This is a genomic window from Pelomonas sp. KK5, from assembly GCF_001984095.1.
Taxonomy (GTDB): Bacteria; Pseudomonadota; Gammaproteobacteria; order Burkholderiales; family Burkholderiaceae_C; genus KK5.
In genome coordinates this window covers 19,956-33,735 of sequence record NZ_LYVQ01000009.1, presented here as the reverse complement: position 1 = coordinate 33,735, position 13,780 = coordinate 19,956, and the positions used below count along the sequence as shown (strand labels likewise).

At 70.1% G+C, this 13,780-nt stretch carries 12 protein-coding genes; 2 read left to right on the top strand and 10 right to left on the bottom strand.

The window, feature by feature from the left end:
• Positions 1–10 precede the first annotated feature (10 nt).
• On the top strand, positions 11–448 hold the full coding sequence (locus B0W88_RS02360) for a hypothetical protein (protein WP_144006554.1): 438 nt from the start codon (positions 11–13) through the stop codon (positions 446–448).
• On the opposite strand, the gene B0W88_RS02355 is transcribed toward B0W88_RS02360, so the two are convergent.
• The 7 genes from B0W88_RS02355 to B0W88_RS02325 all read right to left on the bottom strand — a co-directional run bounded on the left by B0W88_RS02355 (position 429) and on the right by B0W88_RS02325 (position 9,726).
• Positions 429–1,358, bottom strand: coding sequence for a pseudouridine synthase (locus tag B0W88_RS02355; protein ID WP_144006553.1), 930 nt, complete (start codon positions 1,356–1,358; stop codon positions 429–431). The genes B0W88_RS02360 and B0W88_RS02355 overlap by 20 nt on opposite strands.
• Positions 1,340–2,641, bottom strand: a complete 1,302-nt coding sequence (locus B0W88_RS02350; protein WP_077033045.1) for a UDP-N-acetylglucosamine 1-carboxyvinyltransferase — start codon at positions 2,639–2,641, stop codon at positions 1,340–1,342. Before B0W88_RS02350 ends, B0W88_RS02355 begins: the two co-directional genes overlap by 19 nt.
• Before the next feature lie 72 nt (positions 2,642–2,713).
• Positions 2,714–3,529, bottom strand: coding sequence for a rhodanese-like domain-containing protein (locus B0W88_RS02345; protein WP_077033044.1), 816 nt, complete (start codon positions 3,527–3,529; stop codon positions 2,714–2,716).
• A 220-nt stretch (positions 3,530–3,749) separates the two neighbouring features.
• Positions 3,750–5,702, bottom strand: coding sequence for a PAS domain-containing sensor histidine kinase (locus B0W88_RS02340; protein WP_077033043.1), 1,953 nt, complete (start codon positions 5,700–5,702; stop codon positions 3,750–3,752).
• Between the two features lie 45 nt (positions 5,703–5,747).
• Entirely contained in the window at positions 5,748–7,280 is a 1,533-nt protein-coding gene (locus B0W88_RS35145) for a methyl-accepting chemotaxis protein (RefSeq protein WP_077033042.1), read from the bottom strand.
• 48 nt (positions 7,281–7,328) lie between these two features.
• Positions 7,329–8,642, bottom strand: coding sequence for an MFS transporter (locus B0W88_RS02330; RefSeq protein ID WP_083748516.1), 1,314 nt, complete (start codon positions 8,640–8,642; stop codon positions 7,329–7,331).
• A gap of 88 nt (positions 8,643–8,730) precedes the next feature.
• The gene (locus B0W88_RS02325; protein ID WP_158080780.1) at positions 8,731–9,726 is read right to left on the bottom strand and encodes a sensor domain-containing diguanylate cyclase; all 996 of its coding nucleotides are present in this window, start codon (positions 9,724–9,726) and stop codon (positions 8,731–8,733) included.
• Between the two features lie 166 nt (positions 9,727–9,892).
• Between B0W88_RS02325 and B0W88_RS02320 the strand changes: the two genes are divergently transcribed.
• On the top strand, positions 9,893–11,092 hold the full coding sequence (locus tag B0W88_RS02320; RefSeq protein WP_077033039.1) for a glycosyltransferase: 1,200 nt from the start codon (positions 9,893–9,895) through the stop codon (positions 11,090–11,092).
• Here the strand turns inward: B0W88_RS02320 and B0W88_RS02315 are convergent.
• The 3 genes from B0W88_RS02315 to B0W88_RS02305 all read right to left on the bottom strand — a co-directional run bounded on the left by B0W88_RS02315 (position 11,017) and on the right by B0W88_RS02305 (position 13,654).
• Positions 11,017–11,877 carry a UDP-2,3-diacylglucosamine diphosphatase gene (locus tag B0W88_RS02315; RefSeq protein ID WP_077033038.1) on the bottom strand — a complete coding sequence of 287 codons (861 nt, stop codon included), beginning with the start codon at positions 11,875–11,877 and terminating at the stop codon, positions 11,017–11,019. The two genes, B0W88_RS02320 and B0W88_RS02315, sit on opposite strands and share 76 nt — an antisense overlap.
• 91 nt (positions 11,878–11,968) lie before the next feature.
• Positions 11,969–12,967, bottom strand: coding sequence for an SdiA-regulated domain-containing protein (locus tag B0W88_RS02310; RefSeq protein WP_077033037.1), 999 nt, complete (start codon positions 12,965–12,967; stop codon positions 11,969–11,971).
• A gap of 3 nt (positions 12,968–12,970) precedes the next feature.
• A complete protein-coding gene (locus B0W88_RS02305) occupies positions 12,971–13,654 on the bottom strand; it encodes a lamin tail domain-containing protein (RefSeq protein WP_077033036.1) in 684 nt (227 codons plus the stop codon).
• Positions 13,655–13,780 lie beyond the last annotated feature (126 nt).

Sequence of the window (13,780 nt, the reverse complement as noted above, 5' to 3'; positions counted from 1 at the left end):
AGGGGCCGACTTGGAATCCGCTGACAGCAATCGTTATGCGCCTCCGCAGGCCGATGTGGATCTGGGAACCCGGCCGGCAGCCGGCGCTGCGTCCTTTCCCTGGCTGATGGTGTCGCGCTGGCTGCTGGGTCTGGCGCTGCTGGTCTCGGCTCTGCTGGGCCTGTATCAGCTGCAGCAGCATTGGGGCCAGATGGCCAACGATGCGGTGATCGACCCCGGCACTGCGCCCGTGCGCTACCTGCCGGCGGCGCTGCTGAAACTGGGTACCGCCTTGGCGATCCTGGCCCGCAGCCGCTGGTCGATCGCGCTGGCGCTGGCCTGGACGGCGGCTTTCTGCTGGCTGCTGAATCGGGTCCTGTTCACGGCCGGTGCGCTGCCGATGATGCTGGAGCAACTGGCCTTGGTGGCCTTCCTGTGCCTGCTGGCGCTCAAGGGACGGCTGCGCTGACCGCCAGCGTGTGGCTGCTGGCGAAGACGCGCCGCTCGCCGCTGCAGGGATCGTCGAAAGCGATCTCCCGTGCCAGCAACTGCAGCGGGTTCTCGAAGTCGGGTACCGCTTCCTCCGGCTGCAGCACCGGATAGATCCGGTCGCCGACGATCGGGATGCCCAGCGCGGCCAGCTGCGCGCGCAGCTGGTGCTTGCGGCCCGTGTGCGGGCGCAGCTCGTAGCGCGCCAGCGCCGCGTGCTGCTCCAGAAGCCGGATCTCGGTCTCGGCATTGGGCTCGCCCTCCACCGTCGCCATCTGCATGAAGGCCTCGCCGGGCCGCTCCTCCAGCCGGCTGCGGTAGACCATCGGCAGGGCCAGGTCTTGCCTGAACGGGGCGATCGCCTCGTAGACCTTGTCCACTTCGCGCTCGCGGAACAGGCGTTGGTAGGCGTCTCGTGTTTCCGGCTTGATCGCGAAGACGACCAGGCCGGCGGTCTCCCGGTCGATGCGGTGGACCGGCGTCAGCGTGGCAAGCCCGGTACGCTTCTTCAGCCGCGTCAGCAGCGTCTGCTGCACGTAGCGGCCCTTGGGCGTGACCGGCAGGAAGTGGGGCTTGTCGGCCACCAGCAGGAACTCGTTCTGGAAGACGATCTCTTCGCTGAACGGGATCTCGGGCTCGTGCGCGAGCAGCCGGTAGTAGTGCAGGCGGGTCTGCGCGACGTAGCGCGCATCCGGCGGCAGCGGCACGCCGGCCGCATCCAGCACCTCGCCGCGGGTCAGTCGGGATAACCAGTCATCCCGGCTGACCCGGGGCAGCCGCTCGGCGAGGAAGTCGAGCACCGTCGGCCAGTGGCCGGACGGGCAGGCGACCGTGCTGGCGCCGACACCGTCCAGCAGCGGCAGCGGCGGGGTCAGTCCCCCTCGACCCACTCGATCTGCGCGCCCAGGCGGCGGATGTTTTCCGCGAAGTTCGGATGCGCCCGGCGCACCGGCGTCGCGTTGCGGATCACCGAGCGGCCGGGCGTGCTGGCGGCCACCATCACCAGCGCGATGGCCACGCGGATGATGTACGGGCTCTCCACCTCGGCCGGGCTCAGCGGCTTGCCGCCGAAGGTGATGATGCGGTGCGGGTCGGCCTGGAAGGCGTGGCCGCCGAACTTGGCGAGCTCGCTGGTCCAGCCCATGGCGCCGTCGTAGACCTTGTTCCAGAACATCACGCTGCCTTCGGCCTTGATGCCGAGCGCGACGAAGATCGGCAGCAGGTCCACCGGCAGGTAGGGCCAGGGCGCGGCTTCGACCTTCTGCAGGATGTTGCGGGTGAAAGGCTCCTTGACCTTCAGCGGGTACTGGGCCTCGCAGCGGCTCCAGCCGTCCTCGTGGACGATGGTGACGCCGAACTTGGCGAAGGTGCGGTCCAGCAGCGGGAACTGCTCGGGCTGCGAATTCTTGACCCGCACGTCGCCGCCGGTGATGGCGCCCAGGGCCAGGAAGGTGACGATCTCGTGGAAGTCTTCGGCGAAGGTGAACTCGCCGCCACCCAGCTTGTCCACGCCGTGGATGGTGACGCGCGAGGTGCCCAGGCCCTCGATCTTCGCGCCCAGCATGGCCATGAACTGGCTGAACTCCTGCACATGCGGCTCGCTGGCGGCGTTGGTCAGCGTGGATGTGCCCTCGGCCAGCGCGGCGCAGAGGATGAAGTTCTCGGTGGTGGTGACCGAGGCGTAGTCGGTCCAGTGCTTGTTGGCCCTGAGCTTGCCGTCGACCTTCAGCGTCAGGCCGTCGCTCTGGCGTTCCACCGCGGCGCCGAAGCGCTCGAACACTTCCACGTGCGGGTCGATCTCGCGCGCGCCCAGCGTGCAGCCCTTGACGTCGTCCTCGATCCGCGCGGCGCCGAAGCGCGCCATCAGGCCGGGCACCAGCATGATGGAGCTGCGCATCTCCTCGGGCAGGCGGTCGGTGGCCGGGTCGAAATGGGTGTCCTTGTGATGGACGTCGAGGATGCCGCTCGCGTAGTCGACCTCGACCTTGGAGCCGAGCTTGCGGAAGACCTCGAGGATCTTGCGCACGTCGGTGCTCTCGGGGATGCCGCGCAGGCGGATCGGCTCGCGGCTCAGCAGCGTGCCGCACAGGATGGGCAGGACGGCGTTCTTGTTCGCCGAGGGAATGATGCGGCCCTTCAGGGGAGTGCCGCCGTGGACGATCAGGTTGGACATGGAGATGCGGCTGTGCTGTGTGGGGCGATTATCCCCAGCGAAGGGGCCGTTGCCGGCGTGGGGGTATCGAAATCAGGCCCCAGGATCGAGGCGCCTGGCGCGGGCCAGGCGCCAGGCATCGTCGGGGTCGGCCGGGTCGTAGACCTCCGCGGCAGTGGTTGCAGTTTCTTGCAATTGCGCGTCGATCGCGATGCGCTTGTCGAAGACGAAGCACTCGCCCTGCCAGTCGGCGGCCGCATCCTCGGGCATGGCCTTGAAGAAGTTCAGGATGCCGCCGTCCAGCTGGTAGACGGTGAGGCCCTGGTCCTGCATCCAGGCGCTGGTCTTCTCGCAGCGGATGCCCCCGGTGCAGTACATGGCGATGCGCTTGCCTTCGGCCTGCCATTGCGCGGCGTGGGCCTGCACGTAGTCGGGGAAGTCGCGGAAGTTCTGCACCTGCGGATCGACCGCGCCGCGGAAGCGCCCGAGCCGGAACTCGAAGCTGTTGCGGTTGTCCAGCACCAGCACGTTGGGCTCGTCGAGCAGCTCGCGCCAGCGCTGCGGCGAGACGTGGGTGTCCGGCCGCGCCGCGTTGGGCAGGCCGCTGACGCCGGGCACGCCGAAGGCGACGATCTCGGGCTTGCAGTGGACCTTGAGCAGGTGGAAGGGCTTCGTCGTGCAGGCGCTGTGCTTGAAGGCCAGGCCGCCGGGGATCGCCTCGGCCAGCAGCGCCTCGTAGCCCTCCAGCACATCGGCATCGGCAGCGATCGCCCCGCTGATGCCCTCGGCCGCCACCAGGATGTTGCCGCCGACGCCCGCGGGGGCCCGATCGCGCAGCCCTTGCGCGAGCGCCTCGGGATCTGAGAGCGCGACGAAACGGTAGAAGGAGCTGTGGACGTGGGCGGACATCGGGCGGGGAACGGCGGAAAGCCCGCCAATGGTAACGGCGAGCCTCGACGCAGCCGAAACGAAGAAGGGCCCGTCGCGAACGCGTCCGGGCCCTGACGGAGCCGGCAAAGGCGGCTTCGCTGCATCCAGCATCATGCCGCGGGTTCCGTCGATTCAAGGATAGATGCGGCGGCGCACGAGTGCCATGGCCTCGGGGCCGCATCGGGCTGTCAGACAGCGCCTACACCTGCCCCAAGGCGCCACGGATGGCGGCGCCCAGTTGCTCCTGGTCGAAGGGCTTGTCCAGCCGCACGGCCAGCGGCGGCAGGGCCGGGGCCAGGCCGACGAAGCCGCTGGCCACGATGGCGGGCAGGGCAGGCCGGCGCCGGCGCAGCTCGGCCAGCAGCTCGCTGCCGGTCATCTCGGGCATCGCCTGGTCGGTGATGACGAGCTGGAATTCATGGCCGGCCGGGCCGTCCAGCAGGCGCAGCGCCTCGGCGGCGGCACTGACGCCGGTGGGGCGGTGGCCCATGTCCTGCAGCAGGGCCAGGGTGCTTTCCAGCACCAGGGGATCGTCGTCCACGAGCAGCACGCGCAGCGACGCCGTCGCCGCGGCGGCGGGAGGCGGCATCGCCGGCGCCTCGCCGGCCACCGCATCGGCCGGCGCCTCGGGCAGCCAGATCTCGGCGCGGGTGCCCTGGCCGGGCTCGCTGCTCAGCACGAACTGCCCGCCCGACTGCTCGGCCAGGCCCAGCACCATCGACAGGCCCAGCCCCGTGCCCTTGCCCACGCCCTTCGTGGTGAAGAAGGGCTCCATCGCGCGCTGCAGCGTGGCCTCGTCCATGCCCTCGCCGGCGTCGACGACGGCCAGCGCGAGGTAGCGGCCGGCGGGCAGCTCGCCTTGCGGGGCGTCGAGCGTGTGCAGCGTGGCCGACAGGGTCACCGGCCCGCCCTGCGGCATCGCGTCGCGGGCATTGATGACCAGGTTCAGCAGGGCCAGCTCCAGCTGGATCGGGTCGGCGAAGGCCGGCGGCAAGCCAGCGGCGATGTCCAGCCGCAGCGTCAGCGTCGGCCCGATGGAGCGGCGCAGCAGCTCGCCCATGCCGCTCACCAGCTCGGCGATGTCCACCCGGTCAGGCTTGAGCGACTGGCGCCGTGCGAACGCCAGCATGCGCTGCGTCAGCGCCGCGCCGCGTTGCGTCGCGCTGATGGCGGTCTGCGCCCATTTGCGCAGCTGCGGGTCGGCTTCTCCGCCGCGCCGGTCGATCAGCCGCAGGCTGGACAGGATCACCATCAGCAGGTTGTTGAAGTCGTGCGCGATGCCGCCGGTCAGCTGGCCGAGCGCATCCAGTTTCTGCGACTGGAACAGCGAGGCCTGGGCCGCCTCCAGCGCCTGCTGGGCCGCGCGCTTCTCGGTCACGTCGCGGGTGATCTTGGCGATGCCGATCACATGGCCCGCGTCGTCGTGCACCTGGTCCATCACGACGCTGGCCCAGAAGTGGCTGCCGTCCTTGCGCACGCGCCAGCCCTCGCTCTCGACCCGGCCCTGCTGCAGCACCGTGGCCAGCGAGCGTTGGGGGTCGCCGCGGGTGCGGTCCTCCTCGCGATAGAAGGTGGAGAAGTGGCGGCCGATGATCTCCGCGGCCTGGTAACCCTTGATGTGTTCGGCGCCGGCGTTCCAGCTGACGACCCGGCCTTCCAGGTCCAGCATGAAGATCGCATAGTCGGTGACGCCCTGCACCAGCAGCCGGAACTGCTCCTGCTGGCGCCGCAGCGCCTGCTCGGCGGCACGGCGTTCGGTCAGGTCGCGGGTGATCTTGGCGTAGCCGAGCAGGTGCCCGGCGCCGTCGCGGATCGGGTCGATGACGACCTGCGCCCAGAAGGTCGTGCCGTCCTTGCGCACGCGCCAGCCCTCGCCCTCGAACTGGCCGCGCTCGGCGGCGATGGCCAGCGCCCGCTCGGGCAGGCCGTTGGCGCAGTCGTCGGAGGTATAGAAGCGCGAGAAGTGCTGGCCGATGATTTCCCTGGCGCGGTAGCCCTTGAAGCGCTGGGCGCCGGGGTTCCAGCTGGTCACGATGCCGTTGGCGTCCAGCATGTAGATCGCGTAGTCGGTGACCGCCTGGACCAGCAGCCGGTAGCGCTGCTCCTCGGGCAGGGCAGAGACGGAGGAGGGCTGCTGGGGCGGGGCGTCCATGGCCCCGCACTCTAACTCCCGCCGCCGAGGTAACTGTCTATTTCATCAGCGCAGCCGGAACACGGCCACGCTTTGCACCAGGTCCTGCGCCTGGCTGTTGAGGCTGGAGGTGGCCGCCGCCATCTGCTCCACCAGCGCGGCGTTCTGCTGCGTGACCTGGTCCATCTGCTGCACCGCCTCGCCCACCTGGGAGACGCCCGCGCTCTGCTCGCGGCTGGCGGCGCTGATCTCGTTCATCAGCGCGCTGGCCCGGCCGATCGCGGCCACCACGTCGCCCATCGTGCGGCCGGCTTCGTCCACCAGCGCCGAGCCGCGCTCGACCCGCTCGCTGCTGGCGGCGATCAGGCGCTTGATCTCGCGCGCCGCCTCGGCCGCGCGGCCGGCCAGCGTGCGCACCTCGCCGGCCACCACCGCGAAGCCGCGGCCCTGCTCGCCGGCCCGGGCGGCTTCCACCGCGGCATTGAGCGCGAGGATGTTGGTCTGGAAGGCGATGCCGTCGATCGTGCCGATGATGTCGCCGATGCGGCGCGAGGACTCGGTGATGTCCTTCATGGTCTCCACCACCTGGCCCACCACGCTGCCGCCCCGCGCCGCCACGGCCGAGGCGCTGCGCGCCATCTCGTCGGCCTCGCGGGCGCTGTCGGCGTTGTGGCGGACGGTGGAGTCCAGCTCTTCCATCGAGGAGGCGGTCTCCTCGAGCGCGCTGGCCTGGCTCTCGGTGCGGGCGGAGAGGTCCTGGTTGCCCTGGGCGATCTCGGCGCTGGCGGTGGCCACGCCCTCGGAGCCGCTGCGCACCTGGTGGACGACGGCGGCCAGCTGCCCGCGCATCTGGAGCAGTCCGCGCAGCAGCTCGGCGATCTCGTCGCGGCCGCTGACCTCGACCTGCGAACCCAGGTCGCCGGCGGCGATGGCGGTCGTCAGTGCATTGGCCTGGGCCAGCGCGCGGCTGATGCCGGTCACCAGGAAGCCGGCCACGGTGATGCCGCCGGCCAGGCCGATCACGGTGGCGGCGATGGCCAGCAGCCTCGTGGTGGCGAAGCGCTCGACCGCGCCCTGGTACTCGTCCTGCGCCACGCGCAACTGCAGCGCGACCAGCGCGGCCAGCTCCTTGCGGGCCGGCTCCCAGAGGCCGGGCACCACCTGGTTGGAGATCTGCCGGGCCTTGTCCATGTCGCCGACCTGCAGGGCCGCCAGCGCAGGCCGCAGCGCCTCGCTGACGTACTTGCCGCGGGCGGTGGTGAAGCGTTCGGCGATCTGCTTCTCCTCCTCGGTCAGGTAGGTCTCGAGGTAGGCCTTCCAGAGCTTCGTGATCTCGGCGATGTTGCCCTGCACCTGCTCGCTGTTGCGCGCGATGCCGGCCGGCGTGCCGTCCAGCGTGGCGGTGGCCAGCAGGTTCGCGTTGGTCAGCATGCGGGCCTGGATGTCGGCGAGCTGGCCCAGCACGACCGTGCGGTCCTCGTAGACCGTCTTCAGCCCGGCGTTGCTGGACGCCATGCCGTTCAGGCCGAGCAGGCCGACGCCCACCAGCAGGACCGACAGCAGGGCGACGAGGAGGATGAGGCGGGTGGTGATCTTCATGGCAAACCCTTAGCAAGAAGTTCGCCAAGCGCCCGCTGAAGCAATGCGTTATTTCACGGTAGCCAGGTCGAGATCGCGCGTCTCGCGCGAGAACCACAGCGCCAGCAGCGTCATCAGCCCGTTGGCGGCGAGGTACTCGCCGACGCCGGCCAGGCCGTAGTTCTTGTTCAGCTCCAGCGCCACCAGCGTGGGCACCGAGGCGCCGACGATGGAGGCGAGGTTGTAGGCCAGCGAGGCGCCCGAGTAGCGGACCTCGGTCGGGAACAGCTCGGGCAGCAGCGCGGCCATCGGGCCGAAGGTGAAGCCCATCAGCGCCAGGCCGATGACGATGAACACCAGCACGCCGCCGGCCGTGGCGCCGCCCAGCAGCGAAGGCATGGCCAGGCCGAAGGCCATGATCGCGAGCGTGACGCCCAGCAGCCACTGGCGCCGGCCCCAGCGGTCGGCCAGCACGCCGCCGATGCTGGTGCAGACGCCGAACACCACCGCGCCGATCAGCAGGATGCCGGTGAAGGTGTTGGCCGGGATGCCCAGGCCGGTGGCGTGGCCGGCGACCGAGGTGCCGACCGGGCTCTTCGAGTAGACCTGCACGAAGGCGGTCATCAGGTAGAAGAGCACGTAGGTCGTGGTCATGATCAGCACGCCCTGCAGCACGGCCAGGCCGTGGTGGCGGAACACGTCGGTGACCGGCGCGTGGACGGTCTTGCCCTGGGCCTCGGCGTCCTGGAACACCTGGCTCTCGTGCAGGTTCAGCCGCACGTACAGGCCCACCGCCACCAGCACGACGGACATCAGGAAGGGAATGCGCCAGCCCCAGGCCACCATCTGCTCAGGCCCGAGGAAGTAGCTGACCAGGAAGAACACGCCGTTGGCCGCGAACAGGCCGATCGGCGCGCCCAGCTGCGGGAAGCTGCCCCACAGGCCGCGCTTGCCCTGCGGCGCGTTCTCGGTGGCCACCAGCGCGGCGCCGCCCCATTCGCCGCCCAGGCCGATGCCCTGGCCGATGCGGAACAGGCACAGCAGCAGCGGCGCGGCGATGCCGATCTGCTCATAGCTGGGCAGCAGCCCGATCGCGACGGTGGACAGGCCCATCGTCAGCAGCGAGGCCACCAGCGTCTTCTTGCGGCCGATCTTGTCGCCGAAGTGACCGAACAGGGCCGAGCCCACCGGCCGCGCGAAGAAGGCCAGCGCCAGCGTGGACAGCGAGAGCAGCGTCGCCACCGTGGCGTCGCCCTTGGGGAAGAACTGGGTGTTGAACACCAGCACCGCGGCGGCGGCGTAGATGTAGTAGTCGTAGAACTCGATGGCGGTGCCGACCAGCGAGGCGATGGCGACCTGGCGCGGCGTATTGCGGGCAGACATGGTTTCCTTTCGGCGCCCGGGCCTCGGGCAACCGAGCATTGTCACGCCGCCGCGCGAAGGGCTCCTTCGCCGATCGGAAATGGGCCCTTTATTCCGCCCCGATCACCTGGTTGCGGCCGGCTTCCTTGGCGCGATACAGGCGCTTGTCCACGCTGCTCATCAGCGCGTCCAGCGTGTCGGCATGCTGGGGGTAGGTCGCGACGCCGAAGGAGGCGGTGAGGCTCAGGTCCACGCCGGCGAAGCGGGTCTTCAGCGAGGCCAGCGCGGCGCGCCACTCCTGCGCGCGGGCCACCGCGCCCGGATGGTCCATGCCCGGCATCAGCACGGCGAACTCCTCGCCGCCGAGCCGGCAGGCCAGGTCTTCCGCGCGGGAGGTGGAGCGCAGCAGCAGGCCGATCACGCGCAGCGCCTCGTCGCCGGCCGGGTGGCCGTAGTCGTCGTTGACGCGCTTGAAGTGGTCCACGTCCAGCATCACCAGCGACAGCGGCTGCTGGGCGCGGCGGGCGCGGGCCAGCTCGCGCTCGGCCACGGCGACGAAGTGGCGGCGGTTGTAGACGCCGGTCAGCTCGTCGCGGATGGTCTGCTCGCGCACCTGCTCGTGCAGCTGGTTGATGCGCTGCACCTGGGCCTGCAGCTGGGCGTTGGCCTCTCGCAGCGCCTGCTCGTCGTGCTTGCGCTGGGTGATGTCGCGGGTGATGCCGAAGTAGCCCAGGTGCGCCCCGGCGTCGTCGAACACCGGCACCGAGACGGTGTCGCCCCAGGTGGTGCTGCCGTCCTTGCGCACGAAGGCGCCCTCGTGGCGCATCGCGCCGGCCGATGCGGCCTTGGGGTCGCCGCGCTGCATCGCCAGGCGCATCACCTCGAGCTTGTACTCCGGCGTCAGCACCTCCAGCACCGAGCGGCCCACCAGTTCCTCGGCGCCGTAGCCCAGCATCCGCGCCAGGTTCTCGCTGATGTAGACGAAGCGCCGGTCGACGTCCAGCTCCCAGAAGCAGTCGCCGCTGGCATTGATCATCGCGAACAGGCGCGATTCGGTGAGCAGGCGGCGGTGCGGGGCGGCGGGGTTCATGGCGTTGCGGTCCATCCAGTCCATCAGCATAAGCCCACCCGTCCGAGTTTGCTAACGTCAAATCTCGACGGCAACGGCGCCGTCTTGCGCCAGCCCAGGCAATTGGCGGGCCAGCTTTCTTGTCACCAATTGTTTGAGGGGCCGTCACCGCACCGTCACGGGGCGATTTCATGCTCCGCGCATGGCAAGCAAGACATCCATCGCCCTCGTCTACTTCAACGCCGGCGGCGGTCACCGCGCCGCCGCCCAGGCGCTGCAGGCGCTGATCGAGCAGCAGCAGAGGCCCTGGGACGTGCGGCTGGTCAACCTGTTCGAGCTGCTGGACCCGCAGCAGCGCCTGCGCCAGCTGACCGGGGCGGCGCCGGAGGACTTCTACAACAAGCGGCTGCAGCGCGGCTGGACCCTGGGCATGGCCCAGGAGCTGAAGATGCTGCAGGGCCTGATCCGGCTCTTCCACACCCAGCTGGTGGAGCCGCTGCGCCGCCACTGGGCGGCCAGCGAGCCGGACCTGGTGGTCTCGCTGGTGCCCAACTTCAACCGCGCGCTGTGCCAGTCGGTCAACGAGGCGCTGCCCGGCGTGCCCTTCGCGACGGTGCTGACCGACATGGCCGACCTGCCGCCCAACTTCTGGATCGAGCCCCGCCGGGTGCAGCAGCGCCAGCACATCGTCTGCGGCACGCCGCGTGCGTACGCCCAGGCGCGCGCCGCCGGCCATGGCGAGGCGGACCTGAGCCTGGTCTCGGGCATGGTGCTGCGGCCCTCGTTCTACGTGCCGCCGCGGGCGGACCGCGAGGCCGCGCAGCGTGCGCTGGGCCTGGACCCGGCGCGGCCGACCGGCCTGGTGATGTTCGGCGGCCACGGCTCCATGCAGATGCTGAAGATCGCCCGCCAGCTGCGCGACGAGCAGCTGATCCTGATCTGCGGGCATAACGGCAAGCTTGCACGGCGCCTGCGCGAGCAGGGTGCGCCGGCGCACGCGGTGCTGGGCTTCACCTCGCAGGTGGCGCAGACGCTGCAGCTGGCCGACTACTTCATCGGCAAGCCCGGCCCCGGCTGCCTCAGCGAGGCGCTGCGCATGGGCCTGCCGGTGATCACCAGCGGCGGCCGCGGCACGATGCCGCAGGAGCGCTACAACGCCCGCTGGGTGCGCGAGATGGACGTGGGCCTGGTGCTGGACTCGATGCGCGAGGTCGGCGACGGCGTGGCGGCCCTGCTGGCCGGCCTGCCGCGCTACCGGGCGGCGGTGGCGCGGCTGGACAACCGCGCGGTGTTCGAGGTGGTGGAGGTGTTCGAGCGGCTGCTGGCTCAGTCGACCAGCATCGCCGCCGCTTGCGGCTCGGGCAACGCCACCGGCCTTGTGCTGCCCTGGCGCATCGGCTGAAGCAGCAGCCGTTCGCTGAAGTCCAGGATCTCCAGCCGGCCGTCGTGGTGCTCCACCAGGGCGGTGAGGCTCTCCACCCAGTCGCCGTCGTTGCAGTACAGCACGCCGTCGATGTCGCGGATCTCGGCATGGTGGATGTGGCCGCAGACGACCCCGTCCACGCCGCGCTTGCGGGCCTCGCGGGCCACGGCCTCCTCGAAGTCGCTGATGAAGCTGACCGCGCGCTTGACCTTGAGCTTCAGGTACTTGGAGAGGCTCCAGTAGGGCATGCCGAGCTTGGCGCGGAAGCGGTTGAAGTGGCGGTTGACCTTCAGCGTGGTCTCGTAGGCCACGTCGCCGACATAGGCCAGCCACTTGGCGCACTGGATCACGCCGTCGAACAGGTCGCCGTGGGTGATCCACAGGCGCTTGCCGTCGGCGGTGGTGTGGATGGCCTCGTCCATCACCTCGACGCCGCCGAAGCTGTGCTCCACGTACTTGCGGGCGAACTCGTCGTGGTTGCCCGGCACGAAGATCACCCGCGTGCCCTTGCGCGCCTTGCGCAGCAGCTTCTGCACCACGTCGTTGTGGGCCTGCGGCCAGTACCAGGAGCGGCGCAGCTGCCAGCCGTCGATGATGTCGCCGACGAGGTAGAGCGTCTCGCACTCCACGTCGCGCAGGAAGTCCAGCAGCGCCTCGGCCTGGCAGCCGGGCGTGCCCAGGTGCAGGTCGGAGATCCAGACGGTGCGCATGTGCAGCACCGGGGTGTTGTCGCTTTCCATGCTGTGGTCCCGACGAGTTGGCATGGTTCCGCATCGTCGGCGGCAGCGATGACAGGGCTGTGAAGCATGAAAAAAGCCGACCCGGCGGGTCGGCTTCGAGGCAGGCGCAGGCCGCTCAGCGCTGGAGACGGCGGCGCTTGGCGGCAGCGAACAGGCCGATGCCGCCGATCAGCATCAGCGCGGCGCTGGCCGGCTCGGGGACCGGGGCCGTCGCGCTCAGCACGATCAGCTGCGAGGCCGGGTTGGCCGGGCCGGTGCCGTCCTGGATCTGCTCGGCCACCAGGTAGATCGTGCCCTTCTCGTCGATGGTCACGCCCTCGATGCCGTTGTGGGCCAGCACGTTGGAGAGGTCGAAGCGGCTGATCACGTTGCCGCTGCGGTCGGCCTCGACCAGCATGCGCGAACCCAGGCTCAGGAACAGCAGGTTGTCTGCACCGGCGGTGCCGGCCAGCGAGTCGACGGTGGACAGCACGGCCACGTCCGACAGCGTGGACAGGCCCAGCTTGGCCGGGTCGAACAGCGTGCTGGTGCTGGCGACGCCGCTCAGGTTGGCGCCGAAGGTGAGCGTGCCGCTGCGCACGTCCTCGGGCACGTCCTGCTTGACGGCGATGAAGCTGCCGCCGTTGCGCGGGTCGTAGGCCAGGCCTTCCATGCCGTCGTTGCCGACGTTGTCATTGCTGATCGACACGCCGGCGTTCACCAGCTTGGCGCTGCCGCCGTTGGCGTAGCTGAACTTGTAGGCGTCGTACAGGCGCTCCTCGCCGACCACCAGCTGGCCGTTGCCGAGGTAGGCCAGGCTTTCCGTGTCGTGCTTGGTGCTGCCGGTGCCGGTCCAGTCGAAGGCCATCGTGCCGAGGGTCTTGCCGGTCAGCGAGATCTCGACCACGCCGGTGCCCTCGTCGCCGACGAAGAACAGCGAGTTGCGGTCCTTGGCGTAGGTGACGGCCGAGGCCTCCAGGCCGGAGATGCCGCCGCCGGTGCCGCCGAGGATGTCCAGCGCGTAGGTGGCGCTGACGCCGTAGTTGGCCAGGTTCAGCGAGCCGGCCGCCTGGGCCGAGCCGAGCGCCAGGGTGGCGGCCAGGGCGATGAGAAGCTGCTTGCTCGTCGTCTTCATGGCTCAGGCCTTGTGGCTGCGCTTGCGGGCGATGAGGCCCACGGCCAGCAGGCCGCCCAGCATCAGCGCATAGGACGAGGGTTCCGGCACGGCGGCAGCGGCGATGCGGCCGGGCGAGCCGATCTCGGCGGCGTCGCCGGCGGCGACGAAGGCGCCGTTGCTGCCGGTGGCGCTCAGCAGGCTGATGGTCACGCCGTTCAGGCCCTGGGCGTTGTCGAAGGTCTGGTAGGGCGAGCTGCTGTCGGAGGCGCCGAAGATCACCTTGGCCTGCAGCGTGCCGCTGGCGTCGAAGATGTTGACCTGGTCGGCCGAGGCGCTCAGGCCCACGCCGGAGCCGCTGTAGGTGCCGACCTGCAGGCCGGCCGGCACGTTGCTGCCGAACCAGGTGCTCTTGAACAGGTTGACCAGGGCGGCGCCGCTGCCCTCGATGAAGATCACCGACTCGCCGGCGCCGATCGAGCTGATGCCGGCCAGCGCGGCGGCGCTGCCGAAGGCGGCAGAGTCGTCGTCCATCTTCCAGCCGGCCAGGCTGACGGCGCTGCTGCCGGTGTTGGTCAGCTCGAACCAGTCGGCGCCGACCGGCGAGTTGCCGCTGCTCCAGGGGGCGACTTCGGTGATGCGGATGTCCGCGTGGGCGGCGGTGGTGGCGGCCAGCACGGCGGCGGCCACGAGGGCGATCTTCTTCATCGTTGTTCCTTGTTGGTCTGAAGGGCTGAGTACGGGTACCGGCGCGCAGGTTAGGGAGTGCCTGGGGCAGGGATGTGACAAGCCGATGAACCCCCGCGAATCGGGGGTGAACCTTCGTGAACAACT